At 56.2% G+C, this 21,601-nt stretch carries 20 protein-coding genes and 1 riboswitch; of the genes, 11 read left to right on the plus strand and 9 right to left on the minus strand.

All coding sequences use genetic code 11. The features are described from left to right. The first annotated feature begins 130 nt into the window (after positions 1-130). The 6 genes from MFP24_RS02910 (at position 131) to cysM (ending at position 5,844) form a co-directional block, all read left to right on the plus strand. Positions 131-718: an RpoE-regulated lipoprotein gene (locus tag MFP24_RS02910; protein ID WP_249229119.1), complete on the plus strand. Its 588-nt coding sequence runs from the start codon at positions 131-133 to the stop codon at positions 716-718. 213 nt (positions 719-931) lie between these two features. Next, on the plus strand, positions 932-1,831 hold the full coding sequence (locus MFP24_RS02915) for a Dyp-type peroxidase (protein WP_249229118.1): 900 nt from the start codon (positions 932-934) through the stop codon (positions 1,829-1,831). 339 nt (positions 1,832-2,170) lie between these two features. Then, positions 2,171-3,199: a sulfate ABC transporter substrate-binding protein gene (locus MFP24_RS02920; protein WP_249229117.1), complete on the plus strand. Its 1,029-nt coding sequence runs from the start codon at positions 2,171-2,173 to the stop codon at positions 3,197-3,199. Next, the gene (gene cysT / locus MFP24_RS02925; protein WP_249229116.1) at positions 3,199-4,032 is read left to right on the plus strand and encodes a sulfate/thiosulfate ABC transporter permease CysT; all 834 of its coding nucleotides are present in this window, start codon (positions 3,199-3,201) and stop codon (positions 4,030-4,032) included. The genes MFP24_RS02920 and cysT overlap by 1 nt, the downstream gene beginning before the upstream one ends. Then, positions 4,032-4,922 carry a sulfate/thiosulfate ABC transporter permease CysW gene (gene cysW / locus MFP24_RS02930; RefSeq protein ID WP_249229115.1) on the plus strand — a complete coding sequence of 297 codons (891 nt, stop codon included), beginning with the start codon at positions 4,032-4,034 and terminating at the stop codon, positions 4,920-4,922. Before cysT ends, cysW begins: the two co-directional genes overlap by 1 nt. Positions 4,923-4,962: 40 nt before the next feature. Continuing rightward, a complete protein-coding gene (gene cysM, locus MFP24_RS02935) occupies positions 4,963-5,844 on the plus strand; it encodes a cysteine synthase CysM (RefSeq protein ID WP_249229114.1) in 882 nt (293 codons plus the stop codon). A 14-nt stretch (positions 5,845-5,858) separates the two neighbouring features. On the opposite strand, the gene MFP24_RS02940 is transcribed toward cysM, so the two are convergent. Together MFP24_RS02940 and MFP24_RS02945 are read right to left on the minus strand one after the other, a co-directional pair. Further along, entirely contained in the window at positions 5,859-7,811 is a 1,953-nt protein-coding gene (locus MFP24_RS02940; protein ID WP_249229113.1) for a MacB family efflux pump subunit, read from the minus strand. Between the two features lie 2 nt (positions 7,812-7,813). Then, a complete protein-coding gene (locus MFP24_RS02945) occupies positions 7,814-9,013 on the minus strand; it encodes an efflux RND transporter periplasmic adaptor subunit (RefSeq protein WP_249229112.1) in 1,200 nt (399 codons plus the stop codon). A gap of 184 nt (positions 9,014-9,197) precedes the next feature. Here MFP24_RS02945 and MFP24_RS02950 point away from each other — a divergent pair, with 184 nt between their 5' ends. Then, positions 9,198-9,878 carry a response regulator transcription factor gene (locus MFP24_RS02950; RefSeq protein WP_249229111.1) on the plus strand — a complete coding sequence of 227 codons (681 nt, stop codon included), beginning with the start codon at positions 9,198-9,200 and terminating at the stop codon, positions 9,876-9,878. Continuing rightward, positions 9,878-11,200 carry an ATP-binding protein gene (locus MFP24_RS02955; protein ID WP_249229110.1) on the plus strand — a complete coding sequence of 441 codons (1,323 nt, stop codon included), beginning with the start codon at positions 9,878-9,880 and terminating at the stop codon, positions 11,198-11,200. The genes MFP24_RS02950 and MFP24_RS02955 overlap by 1 nt, the downstream gene beginning before the upstream one ends. 357 nt (positions 11,201-11,557) lie before the next feature. Here the strand turns inward: MFP24_RS02955 and crr are convergent, their stop codons facing one another. From crr to cysZ, 5 genes are all read right to left on the minus strand, one after another. After that, a complete protein-coding gene (gene crr / locus MFP24_RS02960) occupies positions 11,558-12,067 on the minus strand; it encodes a PTS glucose transporter subunit IIA (protein ID WP_249229109.1) in 510 nt (169 codons plus the stop codon). 39 nt (positions 12,068-12,106) lie between these two features. After that, positions 12,107-13,834 (minus strand): phosphoenolpyruvate-protein phosphotransferase PtsI, encoded by a 1,728-nt coding sequence (gene ptsI, locus MFP24_RS02965; RefSeq protein WP_249229108.1) that lies wholly within the window; start codon positions 13,832-13,834, stop codon positions 12,107-12,109. A gap of 46 nt (positions 13,835-13,880) precedes the next feature. Beyond that, positions 13,881-14,138 (minus strand): phosphocarrier protein Hpr, encoded by a 258-nt coding sequence (gene ptsH / locus MFP24_RS02970; protein ID WP_009114311.1) that lies wholly within the window; start codon positions 14,136-14,138, stop codon positions 13,881-13,883. Between the two features lie 445 nt (positions 14,139-14,583). Then, positions 14,584-15,552, minus strand: a complete 969-nt coding sequence (gene cysK / locus MFP24_RS02975; RefSeq protein WP_249229107.1) for a cysteine synthase A — start codon at positions 15,550-15,552, stop codon at positions 14,584-14,586. 162 nt (positions 15,553-15,714) lie between these two features. Further along, a complete protein-coding gene (cysZ, locus tag MFP24_RS02980) occupies positions 15,715-16,488 on the minus strand; it encodes a sulfate transporter CysZ (RefSeq protein WP_249229106.1) in 774 nt (257 codons plus the stop codon). A 220-nt stretch (positions 16,489-16,708) separates the two neighbouring features. Here cysZ and zipA point away from each other — a divergent pair, with 220 nt between their 5' ends. Then, positions 16,709-17,653, plus strand: coding sequence for a cell division protein ZipA (zipA, locus tag MFP24_RS02985; protein WP_249229105.1), 945 nt, complete (start codon positions 16,709-16,711; stop codon positions 17,651-17,653). Between the two features lie 80 nt (positions 17,654-17,733). Then, complete coding sequence (yjeH, locus tag MFP24_RS02990) at positions 17,734-18,987, plus strand: L-methionine/branched-chain amino acid transporter (RefSeq protein WP_249229104.1); 1,254 nt, start codon at positions 17,734-17,736, stop codon at positions 18,985-18,987. A 46-nt stretch (positions 18,988-19,033) separates the two neighbouring features. Here yjeH and ubiK read toward each other — a convergent pair whose 3' ends face one another. Beyond that, positions 19,034-19,321: a ubiquinone biosynthesis accessory factor UbiK gene (gene ubiK, locus MFP24_RS02995; RefSeq protein ID WP_249229103.1), complete on the minus strand. Its 288-nt coding sequence runs from the start codon at positions 19,319-19,321 to the stop codon at positions 19,034-19,036. A gap of 161 nt (positions 19,322-19,482) precedes the next feature. After that, a riboswitch (FMN riboswitch) is annotated at positions 19,483-19,669 on the plus strand. Positions 19,670-19,797: 128 nt separating this feature from the next. Between ubiK and ribB the strand changes: the two genes are divergently transcribed. Then, positions 19,798-20,451 carry a 3,4-dihydroxy-2-butanone-4-phosphate synthase gene (ribB, locus tag MFP24_RS03000; protein WP_249229102.1) on the plus strand — a complete coding sequence of 218 codons (654 nt, stop codon included), beginning with the start codon at positions 19,798-19,800 and terminating at the stop codon, positions 20,449-20,451. A 194-nt stretch (positions 20,452-20,645) separates the two neighbouring features. Here the strand turns inward: ribB and tehB are convergent, their stop codons facing one another. Continuing rightward, positions 20,646-21,506, minus strand: a complete 861-nt coding sequence (gene tehB, locus MFP24_RS03005; protein ID WP_249229101.1) for an SAM-dependent methyltransferase TehB — start codon at positions 21,504-21,506, stop codon at positions 20,646-20,648. Between the last annotated feature and the right edge of the window lie 95 nt (positions 21,507-21,601).

Raw genomic sequence — 21,601 nt, forward strand, 5'->3', positions numbered from 1 at the left:
ATTGTTCCTATAATCCTCACCGTGACTATCCTGTTTTTTTACGGCACTTTCCGTCGACCTGATACTCAAACACCTCATCAGGTGATGACGGTTAAAGACAGACGCCGTTCAATATTGAGGAGTAAATGTAATGAGATTTCGCCCCCTACTATTGGGTTTACCGCTATTACTGACCGGATGCAGTACGCTGGCCAATTTTTCCTGGTCCAGCCTGTCGCCGTTTAACTGGTTCGGCTCTTCGCTTCAGGTGTCGGACGCCGGCGTCGGCGATATCAATGCCGGAACGCCATTGTCCGAACCGGTGTTGCACAAGGCGCTGAACGGCAATTATCGCCTGCGCAGCGGAATGGGCACGGCAAACGGTCAACTGGTGGCGTTTTATCAGGCGCTGGACGGCAAAGAGGTGAAGCTGACGATCAGCGGTCAGCCGAAGAGCAACGTCCGGAAAGTGGAAGTGATGGATGCGGCCATCGACAGCGCGTGGGGCGTGAAGATCGGCGATGCCTTCAGCGACTCATACAGCAAGGCGTTCGGCGCATGTCAGCCGGGGCAGGGCGACGACGCGCAAAGCGTCGAGTGTGCGGCGCCGCAGAGCAAACACGTCAGCTACCTGTTTTCCGGCGACTGGAGCGGGCCGGAAGGGTTGATGCCGCCTGACGACATCCTCAAAACATGGCGGGTGAGCAAGATCGTCTGGCATGCGCAGGCTCGCGACTGATCGCCCGGCCTGCGTCGCATCGGCGGCGGTAAGGCTCCTCGGTCAAGAAACGATCTCCATAAGGCGCAAATGTGGCGTCTGTGACGATTTTGCGTTGAAGCAAAGTAAAAACCTCATTTCTTCCGGTATGATAGCGGTGCTGCGCAGACGGAATCGCAGCTAATACCATCATAAATAACAACAAAGAAGCATGCTTAGATTGAGGAAGCACAGATGACACCAATTCAGAGCGGTATTTTGCCGGAGCATCGCCGTTTTGCCATCTTTATGGAAGCCATGGTCCAGGGGGAATTTGATGCCATTCGGCAGGGATGCAAAAAGTTTTGTCAGGCATTGACCGAACTGCAACAGCAGTTTCCCGATGCCGGCCTGGGCGCGGTGTTGGCGTTTGGCTGCGACGTATGGCGCGATCTGGATTGCCAGAATTCCGCGCTGCAGCTCAAGTCTTTTACGCCGTTGGGCAAAGGGCTGGCGCCCGCCACCCAGCGCGATCTACTGATTCATATCCAGTCATTACGCCACGACGTGAATTTCAGCCTGGCGCAGGCGGCGCTGGCCGCCTTTGGCAGCGCCATCCATGTGGAAGAGGAAATTCACGGCTTCCGCGGGGTTGAGGACCGCGATCTGAGCGGTTTTGTCGACGGGACGGAAAACCCGCAGGGCGACGATCGCCGCGGCGTGGCGATCATTCCCGACGACCAGCCGGATGCCGGGGGCAGCTATGTCTTTACCCAGCGCTGGGAGCACAATCTCAAGCAGTGGCAGCGCTTTAGCGTTGAACAGCAAGAGCAGATGATTGGCCGCACCAAGCAGGACAACGAAGAGCTTTCTTCCGAACAGCGTCCGGTTACCTCGCACGTCAGCCGCGTCGATTTAAAAGAAGACGGCAAGGGGTTGAAGATTCTGCGCCAAAGCCTGCCCTACGGCACGGCCAGCGGCAAGCACGGGCTGTATTTCATCGCCTATTGCGCCAGCCTGCACAATATCGAGCAGCAGCTGCTGAGCATGTTTGGCGAACGGGACGGCAAGCGCGACGATATGCTGCGTTTCACCCGCGCGGTGAGCGGCAGCTACTTTTTCGCCCCGTCGCTGGAGCGCCTGCTGGCGCTGTAATCCCGGCCTGGCCTTTTGCAGTGGCTGCGCGCCGATTGAGACTATCCGATGACTGAGTAAGCGGACATCGGGTAGTTTGTTCTTGCCCGCCACCCTTCGGGCCGTCGCAAGCGACGTTAAAAATTGCTTCCGGCAATTTTTTATGGCGGGCTATCCCTGCCCGCCACCCTTCGGGCCGCCGCAAGCGGCGTTAAAAATTGCTTCCGGCAATTTTTTATGCGTTTTGGTGCTTAAAAATCCCGAAATATTCTATATAAATTACCTGGCCCGACCCCAACCTGCACATACACTGGTCTCTTAAAAAAACGATTCCGACAATAACTCTGGCAGGAAAAAATGATGAATAAAAAACCGATAACAAACTGGTTGGTAAAGGGTTCTCTGGCGCTGTCATTACTGTTGGGCGGGCAGGGATATGTCTCCGCCACCGAGATTTTAAACAGTTCCTACGATGTTTCCCGGGAGCTGTTCGCCGCGTTAAATCCGGGGTTTGAAAAGCAGTGGCTGGCGCAGCACCCGAACGATCCGCTGACCATCAAGCAATCCCATGCCGGTTCCTCCAAACAGGCGCTGGCTATTCTGCAAGGACTGAAAGCGGATGTGGTCACTTACAATCAGGTGACGGACGTGCAGATCCTGCACGATCGCGGGCAGTTAATCCCCGCCGACTGGCAGAGCCGCTTACCGAATAACAGCTCTCCGTTCTACTCGACCATGGCTTTTCTGGTGCGTAAAGGCAATCCGAAAGGGATCCATGACTGGAACGATCTGGTGCGCGACGACGTTAAGCTTATTTTCCCCAACCCCAAAACGTCCGGCAACGCCCGTTACACCTATCTGGCGGCCTGGGGCGCCACCAGTCGGGCCAACGGCGGGGATGAGGCGAAAACCCGCGACTGGATAAAACGTTTTCTGGCCAACGTGGCGGTGTTTGATACCGGCGGCCGCGGCGCGACCACCACTTTTGTCGAGCGTCAGCTTGGCGATGTGCTGATCAGCTTTGAGTCGGAGGTGAATAATATTCGCCAGCAGTACGGCGTGGAGAACTATGAGGTCATCGTGCCGAAGGTGAATGTGCGGGCCGAATTCCCGGTCGCCTGGATCGACAAGAACGTTGCCGGCAACGGCACCGAACGGGCGGCCAGGGAATATTTGAATTATCTCTACAGCCCGGAAGCGCAGCAGGTCATCGCCGATTTTTACTACCGCGTGAACAACCCGGCGCTGATGCAAACGCTGCAATCCCGCTTTCCCGCTACCGAATTGTTCCAGGTGGAAGATCAGTTCGGCCCCTGGCCGCAGGTGATGAAAACTCATTTTGAAACCGGCGGCGAGCTGGATAAATTGCTGGCGGCCGGTCGCCAATAATGCTTTCCGTCGCAAGTAAGCGGGTGCTGCCGGGATTCGCGCTGAGTCTGGGCAGCAGTTTGCTGTTTATCTGTTTGATTCTGTTATTACCGCTGAGCGCGCTGGCGATGCAGCTGGCGGATATGAGCTGGGCGCAGTATTGGGCGGTGATCTCCTATCCGCAGGTCGTCGCCGCCTATAAAGTGACCTTATTGTCGGCGGGAGTCGCCACGCTATTCAATGCCGGGTTCGGCCTGCTGATGGCCTGGATCCTGACGCGTTATCGCTTTCCCGGTCGCGCGCTGCTGGACGGCCTGATGGATTTGCCCTTTGCGCTGCCCACCGCCGTGGCCGGGCTGACGCTGGCCGCGCTGTTTTCAACCACCGGCTGGTATGGAGCCTGGCTGGCGGAATACGGCATCAAGGTCTCCTATACCTGGCTGGGAATTACGGTGGCGATGGCGTTCACCAGCATTCCTTTTGTGGTGCGCACCGTGCAGCCGGTGCTGGAGGATCTCGGGCCGGAATATGAAGAGGCGGCGCAAACGCTGGGGGCGAGTCGCTGGCAGTGTTTTCGCTACGTGATTCTACCGGAGCTGACCCCGGCGCTGTTGACCGGCACCGCGCTGTCGCTGGCCCGCAGTCTGGGGGAGTTCGGCGCCGTCATTTTTATCGCCGGCAATATGGCCTGGCAGACGGAGGTGATCTCCCTGATGATCTTTATGCGTCTCCAGGAGTTTGATTTTCCGGCCGCCAGCGCGATTGCCTCCGTGGTGTTGGCCGCCTCTTTGCTGTTATTGTTCGCCATCAACGTAGTGCAAAGCCGTTTTGGCCAGCGAACCCGGAGCGTTTAATGGCCGATCTTTCCACCGTGACCCAGCAACCGAAGCGTCCCGCCCGCCCGCCGCGCAGCTGGGGGAAATGGGCGTTGATTACGCTGGGGGTGATATTATCGCTGATTATGCTGGTCATTCCGCTGGTATCGATTTTCGCCGCTGCGTTCTCGCAGGGGTTCGGCGGCGTGTGGCGTAACCTGAGCGATCCCGACATGCTGCATGCGATAGGCCTCACGCTGCTGGTGGTGGCGATCGCCGTGCCGGTCAATCTGGTATTCGGCACGCTGCTGGCCTGGCTGGTGACGCGCTTTCAGTTTCCGGGGCGGCAGCTGTTGCTGACGCTGATCGACATCCCCTTCGCCGTGTCGCCGGTGGTGGCCGGCCTGCTGTATCTGTTATTTTACAGCACCAACGGGGCGGTCGGCGGCTGGCTGGATGCGCATGGGGTGCAGCTGATGTTCGCCTGGCCGGGCATCGTGCTGGTCACCATCTTTGTTACCTGCCCGTTTATGGTCAGGGAACTGGTGCCGGTGATGATGAATCAGGGCAGCCAGGAGGAGGAAGCCGCCGTGCTGCTCGGCGCGTCGGGCTGGCAAATGTTCTGCAAGGTGACGCTGCCGAATATCCGCTGGGCGCTGCTGTACGGCGTGGTATTGACCAATGCGCGGGCGATCGGCGAATTTGGCGCGGTGTCGGTGGTTTCGGGGGCGATCCGCGGCGAAACCTACACCTTGCCGTTGCAGGTGGAACTGCTGCATCAGGACTATAACACCGTCGGCGCCTTTACCGCCGCGGCGTTACTCACGGTGATGGCGATACTGACGCTGTTCGTCAAAAGCGCGTTACAGTGGCGCGTCGCCCGGCAGCTGGCGCGCGGACGGGAAAATCGCCCGCCCGATCAACATTAACGTTTACCGCCGATGATGGGGTTTTTTTAGGGTTTAACTCGTGACGACGCTTGAACATTGTATTGGTAATACGCCGCTGGTGAAATTGCAGCGTTTGACGCAGGGAACGGACAGCGAGGTGTGGCTGAAACTGGAAGGGAACAATCCGGCCGGGTCGGTAAAAGATCGCGCGGCGCTGTCGATGATCCATCAGGCGGAGCTGCGCGGGGAGATTACCCCGGGCGACACGCTGATTGAGGCGACCAGCGGCAACACCGGGATTGCGCTGGCGATGATCGCCGCGGCCAAGGGCTACCGGCTGAAGCTGCTGATGCCGGATAACATGAGCCGCGAACGCCAGGCGGCGATGCGCGCCTACGGCGCGGAGCTGGTGTTGGTCAGCCGGGAGGAGGGCATGGAGGGCGCGCGCGATGTGGCGCGAGCAATGGCGCTGGCCGGCGAGGGTAAAAACCTCGATCAGTTTAATAATCCGGATAACTCGCTCGCCCATTTTTTGACCACCGGGCCGGAAATCTGGCGGCAGACGGCGGGCAGGTTAACGCATTTTGTCTCCAGCATGGGCACCACCGGCACCATTTCCGGCGTCAGCCGTTACCTGAAAGCGCAGCGCGGCGAGATTGTCACGGTGGGGATGCAGCCCGCCGAAGGCAGCCATATTCCCGGCATCCGCCGCTGGGCGGCGGACTATATGCCGGGCATTTTCCGCGCCGACCTGGTGGACCGCACGCTGGATGTGTCTCAAGCGGAGGCGGAAGAAACGCTGCGCCGGCTGGCGCGCCAGGAAGGTATTTTCTGCGGCGTCAGCTCCGGCGGCGCGGTAGCGGGCGCGCTGCGTCTTGCGGCGGAAAATCCCGGCAGCCTGATCGTGGCGATCGCCTGCGACCGCGGCGATCGCTATTTATCCACCGGGGTGTTTGATTAGGCCGGGCGCCGCCGCTACTCCCGCTCCAGCGCGTGGATCGGTTCCATTTGCGCCGCGCGCCGCGCCGGGAAGAAGCCGAAGATGATGCCGATCAGGCTGGCGCACAGGAAGGCGGCGATAATCGACCCGCTGGAGTAAACCATGGTGAAGTTGGTGCTGAATTCGGCGAAGACCACCCCCACCGCCAGCGACAGCATCACCCCCAGCGTTCCGCCGAACAGGCAGACCAGCACCGCTTCAATCAAAAACTGTTGCATGATGTCGCTGGTTCTGGCGCCGACCGCCATGCGTACGCCGATTTCCCGCGTTCGCTCGGTGACGGAAACCAGCATGATATTCATCACGCCGATGCCGCCGACCAGCAGCGAGATCAGGGCGATCATGGAGACCAGCAACGTCATGGTGGAGGTGGTTTTCTCAATGGTCTGGCGAATGCTGTCGGTGTTCATGACGAAAAAGTCTTTGGTGCCGTGGCGCTGCGTCAGGACTTGGGTAATGCCCTGTTCGGCGACGCTCAGATCGACGTCGTCGTTTACCCGCACGGTGATGCTTTTCAGATATGACTGGCCGATCATGCGCTTCATCGCCGTGGTGTAGGGTACCCAGACGTTCAGGTTTTCATCGCTGCCGAATCCTGACTGGCTTTTAGTGACGACGCCGATAATCCGGCTCGGCATCGAGTCGAGTAAAATCACCTGACCGATGGGATCCTCGCCGTTGGCGAAGAGTTTATCGCGGGTGTTTTTATCAATGACGGCGTCCTGCACCAGGTTGGTCACGCTGCTGGCCGGGAAGGTAATGCCCTGGTCAATCTGGTAGCCGCGCACGGTAAAGAACTGTTCGCCGACCCCGGTGACGTTCGCCGAAACGGCGATATTGCGGTAGCGCAGCGTGATGCTGGTGGACACCGAAGGGGTGACGCTATGCACATAAGGCTGCTGGGCCAGCGGCGAAATATCGGTGGCGCGCAGCGTCTGAATCGCGCTGGAGCGCATGTCCCCGAAGTCTTTGCCGGGGAAAATCTCCAGCGTACTGGTGCCCATGGCGCTGATATTCGCCAGCACCTGCTGCTGCGAGCCTTTTCCCAGGGCCACCACCGACACCACCGACGCGATGCCGATAATGATCCCCAGCATGGTCAGAAAGGTTCTCATGCGCTGCGCATTCATCGCCAGCAGGGCCATTTTAAACGCATCGATAAAGCGGTCCCTGGCCTGATTGAGCGCTGAGATTGCCGCCGGCGGCGAGACGGGCAAAGGCGGGGGCGGCGCCGGTGACGCTTTCACCTGGCGATCGGCGATGATCTCGCCGTCGCGGATCTCGATAATGCGCTGGGCAAATTCCGCGATCTGCATATCATGGGTCACAATCACCACCGTGTGCCCCTGGGCGTGCAGATCGTTCAGGATGCCGAGCACGTCGTTGCCGCTGTGGGTATCCAGCGCGCCGGTGGGCTCGTCGGCCAGAATGACGCTGCCGCCGTTCATCAGCGCCCGGGCGATGCTGACCCGCTGCTGCTGCCCGCCGGAAAGCTGGCTGGGGCGATAGTTCAGCCGTTCCCCCAGCCCCAGCCGGCCCAGCAGCTCCGCCGCCCGTTGCCGCCGCGCCTGACGCGCTTTCCCCGCATAGATGGCGGGAACCTCCACGTTGCCCAGCGCGGAGAGATCGCCCAGCAGATGGTAGCGCTGGAAGATAAAACCGAAATTTTCGCGGCGCAGCTGCGCCAGCCGGTCGCTGCTTAGCGTACGCACCGACTGGCCGGCGACCTGATAGTCCCCGTCCGACGGTTTGTCCAGACACCCCAGGATGTTCATCAGCGTCGATTTGCCCGAACCTGACGCGCCCACAATGGCGACCATTTCCCCGCTGTCGATGGTCAAATTGATATCTTTCAGCACCGTAACGGTTTGTTCGCCGTTAATAAAACGGCGGGTGACGTTATGCAGCGCGAGTAAGGGTTGCGACATGATTACAGCCCCATCGGCGGGCCGGGCTGGCGCGTGGTTGTGGTATTGCCCGACTGCTGGCTGACGATAACGTGCTCGCCTACGCTGACGCCGGCGCGCAGCTGGGTATATACGTTATCGTTAAGACCGACGGTAACCACTCTGGATTCGATTTTCCCCTGGCCGTTGACCACCTGGACATGGTGGGTGCCGTCATGGAGGGTTAAGGCGGTGGCGGGAACCACTATCGCGTTTTTAACGGATGACAGCAGGATGTAGACCTGCGCGGTCATGGAGATGCGCAATACCCCGTCGGCGTTATTGACGTCGAACAGGCCGTTGTAATAGATGGCGCTGCTGGACGAGGTACTGCTGGTGCTGCTGGAAGATGACGAGGATGTGGTGTCGTCGTCAATCGAGTCCGGGGCGGGTTCAATATCGCGCAGCGTCGCCTGATAGCGCCGTTCCGGCTCGCCGAGGATGCTGAACCATACCGGCATGCCGGTCTTGATTTTAACGATGTCCGCTTCGGATATCTGCGCCTTGATGGTCATGGTATTCAGATTGGCGACTTTGGCGATGGTGGGGGTGCTTTGCACCGCATTGACCGTTTGCCCCGCCTCCACCGGCAGCGAGACGATGGTGCCGTCCATGGGGGAAAGAATTTTGGTATAGCCCAGATTGACCTGGGCGGTGTTCACGGCAATCTGCGCCTGAACGATTTGCGCGTCCAGGGCGTCAATATCGGCTTTTGTCGCATCCAGCGTCGCTTTGGCGCTGTCGTAATCCGCCTGGGCGCCGACGCCGCGTTTCATCAGCATCTGCTGCCGCTGCCAACCGAGTTCGTCATTGCGCAGCGTGGCGAGCTTGGCCGCCCGTTGCGCCTGCACGTTTTTCAAGGCGGCTTCGCTGTTTTTCAACGCGTTCTGCTGGGTCAGATCGTCAATTTCCGCCAGCAGCTGCCCTTGGGTGACGTTATCTCCCAGCGCCACGTGCAGCGCTTTTATCTGCCCCGACACCTGCGCGCCGACGCTAACCTGCTTTTGCGCCTCAATGGTGCCGTCCGCCAGAACCGTTTCCTCTATATCGCGCGCTTCGGCGACCGCGGTGATATAGTTTACGCTTGGATCGGATGGTGATGAAAACAGATAAACAAGCACGGCGGCAAGCACAACGCCAACCGTCACGATAATGTTACGGGTTGTCATGAATCGTAATGGCATCAGGAGAATACGTCCTTAAATCGTACATCGGATAAGGATAAAACAAGAAAGTGTAATTTACCCCGAGTGTGGCAGGGAATAGGTAATCTTTCGTCAAAGAAAGGGTAAGGATTGCGTAAATCCGGCTGCTAAAATCGGTGTCAGGCCTGAGAATGCACCCTATATCCGTAAGTGGAGACAGAGTATGAAAATTTTACTGGTCGATGACGACGTGGAACTGGGCAATATGCTTTGCGAATATCTTAACGCCGAAGGGTTTGCGACGTCCAGGGTATTGACCGGCAAAGAGGGGATCGATGGCGCGATGTCGGGGGAATACACCGCGCTTATCCTGGATATCATGCTGCCGGACATGAGCGGTATTGACGTCTTGCGGCAGATAAGAAAAAACCAGCAACTGCCGGTGATTATGCTGACCGCCAAGGGCGACAATATCGACCGCGTTATCGGGCTGGAAATGGGCGCCGATGATTACATGCCGAAACCCTGTTACCCGCGTGAACTGGTGGCCCGGCTTAGGGCGGTGCTGCGCCGTTATGACGACCAGCCGAGTAAAAAGCTGGATGAGAGCATCGCCTCATGCGGCGATCTGGTGCTTAATCCGGCGACCCGCAGCAGCGAGTGGCGGGGGCAGCCTTTTGATCTCACCGCATCGGAGTTTAATTTACTGGAGTTGCTGCTCCGTTCCCCGGAACGGGTGGTATCAAAAGATGAGCTATCGGAAAAGTGTCTCGGACGCCGCCGCGAGGCCTACGACCGCAGCGTGGACGTACATATCAGCAATATCCGCCAGAAGCTTGGCGCGCTGGACGGCAACGAACTGACCATTGAAACTGTGCGCAGCGTGGGATATCGGATTCGTTGATGATGATACGCGGGCGGCTGTTCTGGAAGATATTACTGGGGTTCTGGCTGACGTTTATCGTTATGTCCCAGCTGCTATGGCTGGCGTTTTCTCTGTACGGCGAGCGGCATAAGCCGCTGGAAGAGGAGGTGGTCACGCGCATTGCAACCATGCAGACGACCACCGCCGTCGCGGCGCTGCGGCAGGGGGGATTGGCCGAGCTGAACCGCGTGATGGCGCAATGGCCGGAAAAAGAACGGCGCTATCTCGCGGTAACCACGCTATCGCCGTCATTGCCCGATGGGGAGAGTGCGCCGCCTAACGGCGAGCCGCCGGGCGCTCATCTGCTAAAGCCGGTGAGCGGGCCGCGGGGGGAGCGCTATCAGATCGGTTTTAACGTCCATCAGCTGCGTGACGAGTTCCGTCCCCGCCGGCCGCCGCTGATCCTCAATATTCCCTCCCCGTTGTTCTGGATCGCCGGTCTGGGCGGGCTGCTTTTCAGCTGGCTGTTGGCCTGGAATCTGGCGCGGCCGCTTAATCAACTGCGTGGCGGCTTCGAGCGCGTGGCGCAGGGCGATCTGGCGGTGCGACTGCTGCCGGCGATGCGCAAGCGGCATGATGAAATCAGCGAGGTGGCGCGCGACTTCGACTCGATGGTTGAGCGGCTGGAGGTATTGGTCAGCACCAGAGAACAGCTGCTGCACGATGTTTCCCACGAGTTGCGTTCTCCTCTGGCCCGCCTGCAGCTGGCCATCGGGTTGGTGCGCCAGAACGCCGGCAATACGGAAAGCTCGCTGTTGCGCATAGAGCGCGAGGCGGCCCGTATGGACAAGATGATTGGCGAACTGCTGGCATTGTCGCGCACCCAAAATGCCGATGTTGATGAAGAGTATTTTGATTTGCTGGGGCTGGTAACGGCGGTGGTCAACGATGCGCGCTATGAGGCGCAGGTTCCCGGCGTTGAAATCCTGCTGCAGGCGGATGACGGCGTCGATCACACCGTGAAAGGCAATGCCGAACTGATGCGCCGGGCGATCGACAATATTGTGCGTAATGCGCTGCGTTTTTCCATTCGGGCGCAGCAGGTTCGGGTTTCACTGAGCGGCGATGAGCATGAGTGGACTATCCGCGTGGCCGATCAGGGGCCGGGCGTAGAGAAAAGTAAGCTATCCAGCATTTTTGATCCCTTTATCCGCATTGAATCGCCGCTTTCCGGCAAAGGATACGGGCTGGGGCTGGCCATCGCCCGTAGGGTGGTGCAGGCGCACGGCGGGCATATTGAAGCGGAAAACGGGGCGCAGGGCGGGCTGGTTATCTGCCTGCGTATTCCGCGCTGGAAATAACACCATAAAAAAACGCCGGGAGCGTTTTTCAACGTCGCTTGCGACGGCCTGAAAGGTGGCGGGCATGGATAGCCCGCCATAAAAAAACGCCGGGAGCGTTTTTCAACGCCGCTTGCGACGGCCTGAAAGGTGGCGGGCATGGATAGCCCGCCATAAAAAAACGCCGGGAGCGTTTTTCAACGCCGCTTGCGGCGGCCTGAAAGGTGGCGGGCATGGATAGCCCGCCATAAAAAAACGCCGGGAGCGTTTTTCAACGCCGCTTGCGGCGGCCTGAAAGGTGGCGGGCATGGATAGCCCGCCATAAAAAACGGCGCCCTTGTGAGGCGCCGTTTTCAAACCATCGCAGACGGATATGGTTTATTTCTTAATACGGATAACCGGCGTTTCACCCACAACCACGGTGCCGCTCAGCTTAACCAATTCTTTGATTTCATCCATATTGGAGATAACCACAGGGGTCAGCGTGGACTTGGCTTTCTCTTCCAGCAGAGGCAGATCGAACTCGATAATCAGATCGCCTTTCTTGACGCGCTGGCCTTCTTCAGCGATGCGTTTGAAACCTTCACCTTTCAGCTCGACGGTATCGATACCAAAGTGAACGAATAACTCGATACCGCTATCGGATTCGATAGAAAAAGCATGGTTGGTTTCAAAGATTTTACCGATGGTGCCATCTACCGGAGCGACGATTTTGTTGCCGGTAGGTTTAATGGCAATACCGTCGCCGACGATTTTTTCAGCAAATACGACGTCCGGCACATCTTCAATATTGACGATTTCGCCGGACAACGGGGCAATGATTTCGATGCTGCCGGTGTCTTTTTTGTCATCAGAAACCAGAGATTTCAATTTATCGAACAAACCCATGATCTTCTCCTAAGCATTAATATTGGGCCAGCATGTGGATCAGCAGAGCGTTTTTTCTTTAATGAATCGGCTCACCAGGTTACTCAACTCTTGTGCTGTCGGTTGGGATAACGCCTGTTCCGCCAGCGCCTTCGCATCCCCGTAATTAGCGTTACGGATAATTTTCTTGATGCTCGGGATAGAGATTGCACTCATGCTGAATTCGTCCAGACCCATTCCCAATAACAGTAGTGTAGCACGTTCGTCACCAGCGAGCTCACCGCACATTCCCGTCCATTTACCTTCGGCATGGGATGCGTCAATCACCTGTTTAATCAGGGTCAATACTGCTGGAGACATCGGGTTGTAGAGATGAGAGATCAGCTCATTACCGCGATCAACTGCCAGAGTATACTGGGTTAAGTCGTTTGTCCCAATACTAAAGAAGTCAACTTCTTTCGCCAGATGATGAGCAATGGCCGCCGCCGCCGGCGTTTCAACCATTACGCCCACTTCAATGGACTCATCAAAGGCTTTGCCTTCTTCCCGCAGCTGCGCTTTCAGTAGATCCAGTTCCGTTTTCAGTTCACGTACTTCTTCAACGGAGATGATCATGGGGAACATGATGCGAAGTTTGCCGAAACTGGAAGCCCGCAGGATGGCGCGCAGCTGGGCATGAAGGATCTCTTTGCGATCCAGACAGATACGGATCGCCCGCCAGCCCAGGAAAGGATTCTCTTCCTTTGGCAGATTCATATAAGGCAGATCTTTATCGCCGCCGATATCCATCGTACGGACGATCACCGCCTGGGCGCCAACGGCTTCGGCAACGGCTTTATAGGCCTGGAACTGCTCTTCCTCGGTCGGCAGGGAATCACGATCCATAAACAGGAATTCAGTACGGTACAGACCAACGCCTTCGGCGCCGTTACGTTCGGCGCCGCCGACATCGCGCACGGTTCCGATATTGGCGCAAACTTCCACCTGATGGCCGTCCAGCGTGATGGCGGGCAGATCCTTCAGTTTGGCGAGTTCGTGCTTTTCAGAGAGGTATTGCTGCTGAACGGCTTTTAATTCATCGATAACTTCAGCGGAGGGGTTCTGGTAAATTTTGTTATTCACCGCGTCCAGAATCAGATAATCGCCGTTTTTAACCTGTTTGGTGACGTCCGTGGTGCCGACAATCGCCGGTAATTCCAGCGAGCGGGCCATGATGGAGGTATGGGACGTACGGCCGCCGATATCGGTAATAAAGCCCAGCACCTTGTCCAGATTGAGCTGCGCGGTTTCGGAGGGGGTCAGGTCGGTGGCGACCAGAATGACTTCTTCTTCGATATCGCCCAGATCGACGATGTTCATATCAAGAATGTTTTTCAGCAGGCGTTTGCCGATATCGCGCATGTCCGCGGCGCGTTCTTTCAGATATTCATCGTCAAGTTCTTCCAACGCCTTCGCCTGATTTTCAATCACTGAAAAGGCGGCGGCATCGGCGGAAGCGTGTTCTTCTTTAATCAGGGCTATGATTTCCTGCTCGAACTCTTCATCTTCCAGCAACATGATGTGGCCTTCGAAGATGGCTTCTTTCTCTGCGCCCAGCGTTTTACCCGCTTTGTTCTTGATGGCTTCCAGCTGTTTTGCGGCCTTGGCCCGACCAGTCAGAAAACGTTCAACTTCGTGCTCTACTTGATCCGCAGAGATTTTTTTCCGGTTGATGACTATTTCATCATCTTTCAGTAACAGTGCCTTACCAAAAGCGATACCCGGTGATACTAATATGCCTGAAATCATAACCCTACCTTACTCGATTCTGATGTTCACTAAAAAAGCCAGCCTGTTACTCAAGCTCTGCCATCAGTTTAACCAGATGTTCCACAGCTTTTTGTTCGTCTTCACCTTCTGCAGCGATAGTAACCACGGTGCCCTGAGTCAAACCGAGAGTCTGTAGCTTAAACAGGCTCTTGGCGCTGGCGCTTTTACCGTTGGACGTTACGGTGATTTCAGAAGCAAAACCTTTGGCTTCCTTGACAAACTGAGCAGCAGGACGAGTGTGCAGGCCATTCGGTGCTGTAATAGTCACTTCTTGCTGGAACATTCTGTTTTCCCCAACTTATGGATTAAATTGATGTTGTGGAACTAAAGCTTAGCGTATCCACTGAACTTTAGCCTGTGTGGTTAGCACCTGATTATGTTACAGGGGCAGGCCGGGATGCGGCAAGGAAACGGCGAAAAGTATTTCCTGAATAAAATACCACCAAATATCGCCTGATTCTCAAATCATTGCTTGAACTCAACAAGCAAAACGATGATACAGCCATTTTGGCATCGGTTAAATCGATTCAGCGTTGAGCGACGTTTTGGCGGGTATTAATTTCACGCATCAAAATAATTGTCCGGTTAAATACCGGACCTGGCGCAGAAAAGCAATCCATCTATGCTGTAAAATTTGAACCAGGCCACAAAAAAGCACTAAAAAAAGCACCTAAGCAGGTGCTTTTTTAACATTTGATTTACTTGCCGTGGTGCAGAGAAAAGAGAATTTACTGCTGCAGTTCCTGCTCGGTAAACAGGTCCGCAAAAAGCGCCGTACTCAGGTAGCGTTCACCGGAAGATGGCAGGACAACGACGATGGTTTTATCCTCGAATTCTTTTTCTTTAAGCAGATTCAACGCGGCTGCAACTGCGGCGCCCGAAGAGATCCCGGCGAGGATGCCTTCCTCTTCCATTAAACGGCGCGCGGTGCTGATAGCGTCTTCGTTGCTGATTTTTTCTACCCGATCGACCAGCTTGAGATCGAGGTTATCCGGAATAAAGCCGGCGCCGATGCCCTGAATCTTGTGTGGGCCCGGTTTTATCTCTTCACCCGCCAGCGCCTGGCTGATAACCGGCGAATCAGACGGTTCTACCGCCACGCTGATGATAGCCTTGCCTTTGGTGTTTTTAATGTAACGGCTAACGCCGGTCAGCGTACCGCCGGTACCTACGCCGGCAATAAAGACGTCGACTTTGCCGTCGGTATCTTCCCAGATTTCCGGCCCGGTGGTTTTTTCGTGAATTTCCGGGTTGGCCGGGTTACTGAACTGCTGTAACAGCAGAAAGCGCTGCGGATCGCTGGCGACAATTTCTTCCGCCTTGGCGATAGCGCCCTTCATGCCTTTCGCGCCTTCGGTCAGCACCAGTTTGGCGCCCAGCGCTTTCAGCAGCTTGCGGCGTTCGATACTCATGGTTTCCGGCATGGTCAGCGTCAGCTTGTAACCGCGGGCGGCGGCCACATAGGCTAACGCGATGCCGGTATTGCCGCTGGTCGGCTCCACCAGTTCGACGCCTTCTTTCAGCACGCCGCGTTTTTCCGCATCCCAAATCAGGTTGGAACCGATACGGCACTTAACGCTAAAACTGGGATTGCGCGACTCAACCTTGACCAGAATGCGTCCGTTGCCGATACGGTTCAGACGAACCAACGGCGTATGGCCGATTGTAAAAGAATTGTCTTCGTAGATCTTGCTCATAGCCTGTCCTTATAACTGTATGAAATTTTTGCTAACATTTGCGAACATTAGAGAGAATACCCGTTCATACTTTTCAGTGAAGTAAAGAATTGCTATATCGTTATGTTCTTAGGAAATATCTTTTCATTACAATAGAAAGCATCGGTTCATGTGCGTCAGATCTCACAACTGTTTTCGCTGCGTGGCGGAAAGATGGCGATAACGATCAACCCACAGCGTGGTGGCGCCGCAAACCGCGACCGGCATAATCACCAGATTCAGGAAAGGGATCAGCGTAAACAGACCGATCAGCGCGCCAAACTGCATATTGGCGACTTTATGCTGCCGCAACGCCTGGCGCATGGCGGAAAAGTCGACCTTATGATTATCGAAAGGATAGTCGCAGTACTGAATGGCCAGCATCCAGGCGCTGAACAGAAACCATAGCACGGGCGCGACGGTTTGACCGATGCCCGGTATAAAGTAGAGCAAAAACAGAAACAGGGCGCGCGGCAGGTAATAAGCCAGTTTCTGCACCTCGCGCTTCATGATGCGGGGAACGTCCTTGGCAATACTCAGGATGCCGGCGTCGGGCAGCGGCTGGCCGGTCAGGCGCGCTTCCAACTGTTCCGCCAGCAGGCCGTTAAAGGGGGCGGCGATAAAATTGGTAATCGTGCTGAACAGATAGCCGAACACCAACACCACGGAGAGTACCGCGATCGGCCAGATAAGGTAGCTAAGCCACTGCAGCCACGTCGGAACGTAGTTCATAATCTGCGGGATCCAATCGCCGAGGCGGGTAAAGAGCCACCAGAAAGCCCCTCCCATCAGTAAAATATTCACCAGCAGCGGCAGAATGACAAAACGCCGGATGCCCGGCAGCGAAATCTGCCGCCATCCCGCAAGAAAATAATGTACGCCGCCGTGTGGTTTGGCTACCGGTCTGGAATGAAGCATGGGTCGTGTTCTCAGTCATTTATTCGTGATTGCATCATATCGGGATGATTTTAGACTGACCAGCCTGCATTTGGATGAAAAAACAGCAAAAAAATGCGTTGTATCTATCTTTCTTGTCATAATGTACCGTGCAGACTTGCACTTGTGTACGCAGGCAAATAGAGTTAGTGATATAAAGTAGTTGCCGCGGTGGCAATGTATTGAAACAATTGGGATAGCAATGATGCAGGACTTGCGTCTGATATTAATCGTCGTTGGTGCGATCGCTATAATAGCGCTGTTACTGCACGGCTTGTGGACTAGCCGTAAAGAGCGTTCGTCCCTTTTTCGCGATCGCCCGGTTAAACGTTTGAAAAACGAGCGAGATGAAACGCCGCTTGACGATCTCGACGAAGGAGTCGGCGAAGTTCGGGTAAAAAGCTCGCGTTCGCAGAATGAGCCTTCCCTCGGCAGCTATAAGGAAGAGGCGCGTCCCGAAGCCAAATCGCCGTTTGGCAAGACGCCGGTTCACCCCGGCTCCGCTTACGATCCGCTGCTGGACGAAACCACGCCGGTTGACTCCCCGCGTACCGAGCCTAGCGGCGACGATCGTCCCAAGGTTGTTGAACCGAAACTGGATTTGCCGCCGCGGGAGACCTCCGCATTCTCCGACGATTTCCCGCCCGCGGATAATTATAAAGAAACGGCATCAACCGCCGACCACGCTCAGCCGTTTTCCCCTGAGCCGGTTCAAAGCGAACAGCCGAAAGAGGCCGTTCTGGTGCTGCACGTCGCCGCGCATCAGGGCGGGGTTATCGGCGGCGAACTGCTGCTGCAAAGCGTTCTGCAGTCAGGGTTCCAGTTCGGCGAGATGAATATTTTCCACCGTCACGTCAACCCGGCCGGAGCAGGGCCGGTATTGTTCAGCTTGGCCAATATGGTGAAACCCGGTTCATTTAACCCGGACGAGATGTCCGAGTTTTCCACTCCCGGCGTTTCCATGTTTATGATGGTGCCTTCTTACGGCGATGCCGGGCAGAATTTTAAGCTGATGCTACAGTCGGCGCAGCGTATCGCCGACGATGTCGGCGGTGTGGTTCTGGACGATGAGCGCAGAATGATGACGCCCCAGAAAGTCGAATCTTACAAAGCGCGTATCCGGGACGTATTGAAAGCCAATACCTGATGGCGCGACTGGCTGATAGTGATAAAAACCTCCGTTCGTGGAGGTTTTTTTATTGATTTTCACGCACTGCAGGTTGAAAGATGAGCGAAGCAAAAGGATTAAAACAGGATCTGGGACTGATACAGGGCATCGGCCTGCTTGCCACTTCGTTGCTGGGTACCGGCGTTTTTGCGGTGCCGGCGCTGGTGGCGCAGATCGCTCAGCAGGATAGTTTGTGGGCCTGGCCGCTGTTAATGCTTTTTGTGTTCCCTATCGCCGTCGGGTTTGCGGCGCTGGGGCAACGCTTCCCCAACGCCGGCGGCGTCGCCCATTTCGTCAACCTGGCCTTCGGCCCTCGTCTGGCTCGGGTTTCCGGCTGGCTGTTTCTTTCGGTGATCCCGCTGGGACTGCCCGCGGCGCTGCAGATCGCCGCCGGTTTCTGGCAGGCGGCGTTTGGCTGGAGCGCATCCGGGTTGCTGCTGGTGCAATTGCTGACGCTGGCGGGCATTTGGCTGCTCGGGCTGCGTAGCGCGGGTTCCAGCGCCAATATCCAGGTCATCATCGCCATGCTGGTGGTCGGCCTGGTGGTGGCCATCTGGTGGCGGGGGGATATTACGCCAAGCCATATCCCCTGGCCGTCGGCCGGCGAACTCTCCTGGAGCAATACCTTTAGCGCGCTGGCGGTGATGTTCTGGTGTTTTGTCGGTCTGGAAGCCTTCGCCCATCTGGCGACGGAGTTCCGGGTGCCTGAACGCGATTTCCCCCGGGCATTGCTGATCGGCATGCTGCTGGCGGGAGCGGTTTACTGGGGATGCACCGTCGCCGTTTTGCACTTTCATGTCTATGGCGACGGCTGGGCGGCCACGGCCTCATTGCCGCGGATTGTGGTGCGGCTGTTCGGCGAGCACGCGCTGTGGATCGCCTGCATTGTCGGGTATCTGGCCTGCTTTGCCGGCGTGAATATCTATACGCAGGGTTTTGCCCGGCTGGTGTGGTCGCAGGCGCCGAAGGGTAGTCCACTGGCGAAACTCTCCGTCGGGCGGGCGCCGGCCAATGCGCTGTCGGCCGTGGTTATATGCTGTTTAATCAGTTGCCTGCTTATTTACTGGCTGGCGTTGCCGTTGGACCTGCTGATTGTGTATGCGAACGGGATTTTTGTGTTGATCTATCTGCTGTGCATGCTGGCAGGGTGGCGTTTGCTGCAAGGGCGGGCCAGGGTGATGGCGATGATCGGCAGCCTGCTGTGCTGCGCGCTGCTGTTGATGATCGGTTGGAAATCCCTGTATGCGCTTACCATGCTGGCGCTGCTGTGGATTTTTTTGCCGCAGCGACAAGCCAAACTTATCGCTGATTGATGCAACGCCTCCGGATCAAGGCGAGAGGCGTTGATTATCGGATGGCTTAGGCGTTTTCGTCATCTGGCGCGGCGGCGGGTTTTTCCGCGGCGGTGAATTGCGCTTCCAGCTCGGTCAGGCGTTGCTCCAGCCGGGCGATTTTCTCACGCGTGCGCAGCAGCACCTGGGTCTGGACGTCGAACTCTTCACGATTTACCAAATCAAGCCGACTGAATTGCGCCTGCAATACCTGACGGATTTTCTTCTCTACGTCATCGCCCAATTCCCGGATACCTTTCGGCATGGACTCATGCACCTGACGGGCGATCTGCTCAATCTTTTTCGGGTCAATCATGGCGCTTTCCTGATTCTGTTATAGATAGGAGTAAGTGTAATGCGAGTTGGGGAAGGTATAAACCAAAACCGCCGTTACATTGCAATTATTCAGCGCTGCGATGTCACATTTCCTGTTGCCGATCAATTGCCCTGTCACTTTATTAGCGTTATAGTAAATCCGCTTATTCTCAGGGCGGGGTGTAATTCCCCACCGGCGGTAAACCAGGCGTATATTCCGTATACGTGCTGGAAGCCCGCGAGCGCTCATGGTTGGTTTGCCAGCAAAATAGTTGGTTTTTCCGTGAGGTCAGCAGATCCGGTGTAATCCCGGAGCCGACGGTTAGAGTCCGGATGGGAGAGAGTAACGGTACCTGTCGGGTGTGATGCCCGCTCGCGTTATTTTTGTTAGTCATTGCCCTGTAACCAGTGGTAATGATTACTCCTCAAGATCGCCCTGATTCTGGTAACCCATATTAACATTGAGGTTTTTTTACCATGAATCAGACATTACTTTCTGAATTTGGCAATCCGGTTGAACGTGTAGAACGCGCCCTTGACGCACTGCGTGAAGGACGTGGCGTATTGGTGTTGGATGATGAAGATCGCGAAAACGAAGGCGACATCATTTTTGCGGCGGAAAATATGACCGTGGAACAAATGGCGCTGACCATCCGCCACGGCAGCGGCATTGTTTGCCTGTGCCTGACGGAAGAGCGTCGTCAACAGCTGGAATTGCCGATGATGGTGACGCACAACTCCAGTCATTATCAGACGGCGTTCACCATTACCATCGAAGCGGCGAACGGCGTCACCACGGGGGTTTCCGCCGCCGATCGCCTCACCACCATCCGTACGGCAATCGCCGATGACGCCAAACCGAGCGATTTGAATCACCCGGGGCACGTTTTCCCGCTGCGCGCCCAGCCGGGCGGCGTATTAACCCGCGGCGGACATACCGAAGCGTCCGTGGATTTGGCCCGGCTGGCCGGCCTGAAGCCCGCCGGCGTACTGTGCGAACTGACCAACGATGACGGCTCCATGGCGCACGCGCCGGAAGTGATCGCCTTTGGCAGAAAACATAATATGCCGGTGCTGACTATTGAGGATCTGGTGGCTTATCGCCAGGCGGCGGAACGCAAGGCGAGCTGATCTTTAGACGGGCGTACCGCAAGGGCCGATATTATCGGCCTTTCAGACCATTGACAAAGCTCGTTATTAGGGAGAGCGTGGCGAGGGGCCGTAGCGGCGTAAGCCGCCGGAGCGCCCCTCGGTACGGTAGGCCCGGGTATCGCCGACTTACAGGAGAGGCCGATATTATCGGCCCTTTGTCCCTGATGGCGCCGCTATGTTTTTCTTGCCAGCAGCGTGGCAAAACGCAGTTTTATTCGATTGCCGTTCACGTCGGTTTTGTGTAGCTCGCCGATATCTTCGTTATATTTGATAATCTCCCAGTCCGCATAATAATTTTTCAGTTCACCTTCTTTAAAGGTGAAAGAAAACGGCAGCGGGCAGGGGTAGTCATCGGTCGACATGGCCGCAATAATCAGATTATATCCGCCGTCCGTGGTGCTTTCCTGCATATTGCGAATGATGTGCGGAATACGCTCGCGCTCCAGAAACATCAGCACCACGGTGGAGAGAATAAAATCGTAGCGATCCGCTATTGCCGCCAGATTGATATTGTAGATACCGGCCTGAATATTCTTCAGATATTCGCTTTTGACGATCTCATTTAACGAATAAATACTTTGCTCGTTTTTGTCATAGGCGGTGACGTCAAAGCCGCGCAGATTCAAATACAGGGCGTTACGTCCGCCGCCGCAGCCTAAATCCAGCGTTTTGCAGGGCTTGATAACCTGCACGGCGTGAATGACCTCGGAATGGGTGCGGGTGAGCGCGTATTTTTTATGGTAGAAATCTTCCGCGCTACATAAAAAACTCAGCTGACATTGCAGATCGTCGGAAAAGGAAACGATGCGGTGCCATGCCTGCGGTTCCACCAGCGGAGGTGGGTTTTGCGCCGAGAAATGAAAGGTTTCTTTGGTTTCACCGTTGTCGTGCAACAGCGCAAAGGTCATCTCTCCCTGCAGGATGGCGAGCCTGGCCCAGGTGCCCTCCTGGGTGTTGTGTTTTTCCTGAAAGGCCGCCGGCAGTGTATGGCTGTTCCATTGCGGCATTTTTTTATAACAAATGAGATCTTGCATGGTTACCTCGGTGGATAGGTTTATTGCCGTATTCTATAAAGCCGCGCACGGGCTGACCATAAAAATGTATTTCAAATGCATCTTTTATTGTCGAC

It is taken from the genome of Brenneria tiliae, from assembly GCF_023347575.1.
In the GTDB taxonomy this organism is placed as follows: Bacteria; Pseudomonadota; Gammaproteobacteria; order Enterobacterales; family Enterobacteriaceae; genus Brenneria; species Brenneria corticis.

Coding starts and splice junctions, on each gene's coding strand:
- zipA (WP_249229105.1), top strand. CDS start 16,709: ATGATGCAGGACTTGCGTCTGATATTAATCGTCGTTGGTGCGATCGCT.
- cysT (WP_249229116.1), top strand. CDS start 3,199: ATGCTTTCCGTCGCAAGTAAGCGGGTGCTGCCGGGATTCGCGCTGAGT.
- ubiK (WP_249229103.1), bottom strand. CDS start 19,321: ATGATTGACCCGAAAAAGATTGAGCAGATCGCCCGTCAGGTGCATGAG.
- ptsI (WP_249229108.1), bottom strand. CDS start 13,834: ATGATTTCAGGCATATTAGTATCACCGGGTATCGCTTTTGGTAAGGCA.
- tehB (WP_249229101.1), bottom strand. CDS start 21,506: ATGCAAGATCTCATTTGTTATAAAAAAATGCCGCAATGGAACAGCCAT.
- ribB (WP_249229102.1), top strand. CDS start 19,798: ATGAATCAGACATTACTTTCTGAATTTGGCAATCCGGTTGAACGTGTA.
- cysK (WP_249229107.1), bottom strand. CDS start 15,552: ATGAGCAAGATCTACGAAGACAATTCTTTTACAATCGGCCATACGCCG.
- cysW (WP_249229115.1), top strand. CDS start 4,032: ATGGCCGATCTTTCCACCGTGACCCAGCAACCGAAGCGTCCCGCCCGC.
- MFP24_RS02945 (WP_249229112.1), bottom strand. CDS start 9,013: ATGCCATTACGATTCATGACAACCCGTAACATTATCGTGACGGTTGGC.
- cysZ (WP_249229106.1), bottom strand. CDS start 16,488: ATGCTTCATTCCAGACCGGTAGCCAAACCACACGGCGGCGTACATTAT.
- MFP24_RS02940 (WP_249229113.1), bottom strand. CDS start 7,811: ATGTCGCAACCCTTACTCGCGCTGCATAACGTCACCCGCCGTTTTATT.
- MFP24_RS02920 (WP_249229117.1), top strand. CDS start 2,171: ATGAATAAAAAACCGATAACAAACTGGTTGGTAAAGGGTTCTCTGGCG.
- MFP24_RS02955 (WP_249229110.1), top strand. CDS start 9,878: ATGATGATACGCGGGCGGCTGTTCTGGAAGATATTACTGGGGTTCTGG.
- MFP24_RS02950 (WP_249229111.1), top strand. CDS start 9,198: ATGAAAATTTTACTGGTCGATGACGACGTGGAACTGGGCAATATGCTT.
- crr (WP_249229109.1), bottom strand. CDS start 12,067: ATGGGTTTGTTCGATAAATTGAAATCTCTGGTTTCTGATGACAAAAAA.
- MFP24_RS02915 (WP_249229118.1), top strand. CDS start 932: ATGACACCAATTCAGAGCGGTATTTTGCCGGAGCATCGCCGTTTTGCC.
- MFP24_RS02910 (WP_249229119.1), top strand. CDS start 131: ATGAGATTTCGCCCCCTACTATTGGGTTTACCGCTATTACTGACCGGA.
- yjeH (WP_249229104.1), top strand. CDS start 17,734: ATGAGCGAAGCAAAAGGATTAAAACAGGATCTGGGACTGATACAGGGC.
- ptsH (WP_009114311.1), bottom strand. CDS start 14,138: ATGTTCCAGCAAGAAGTGACTATTACAGCACCGAATGGCCTGCACACT.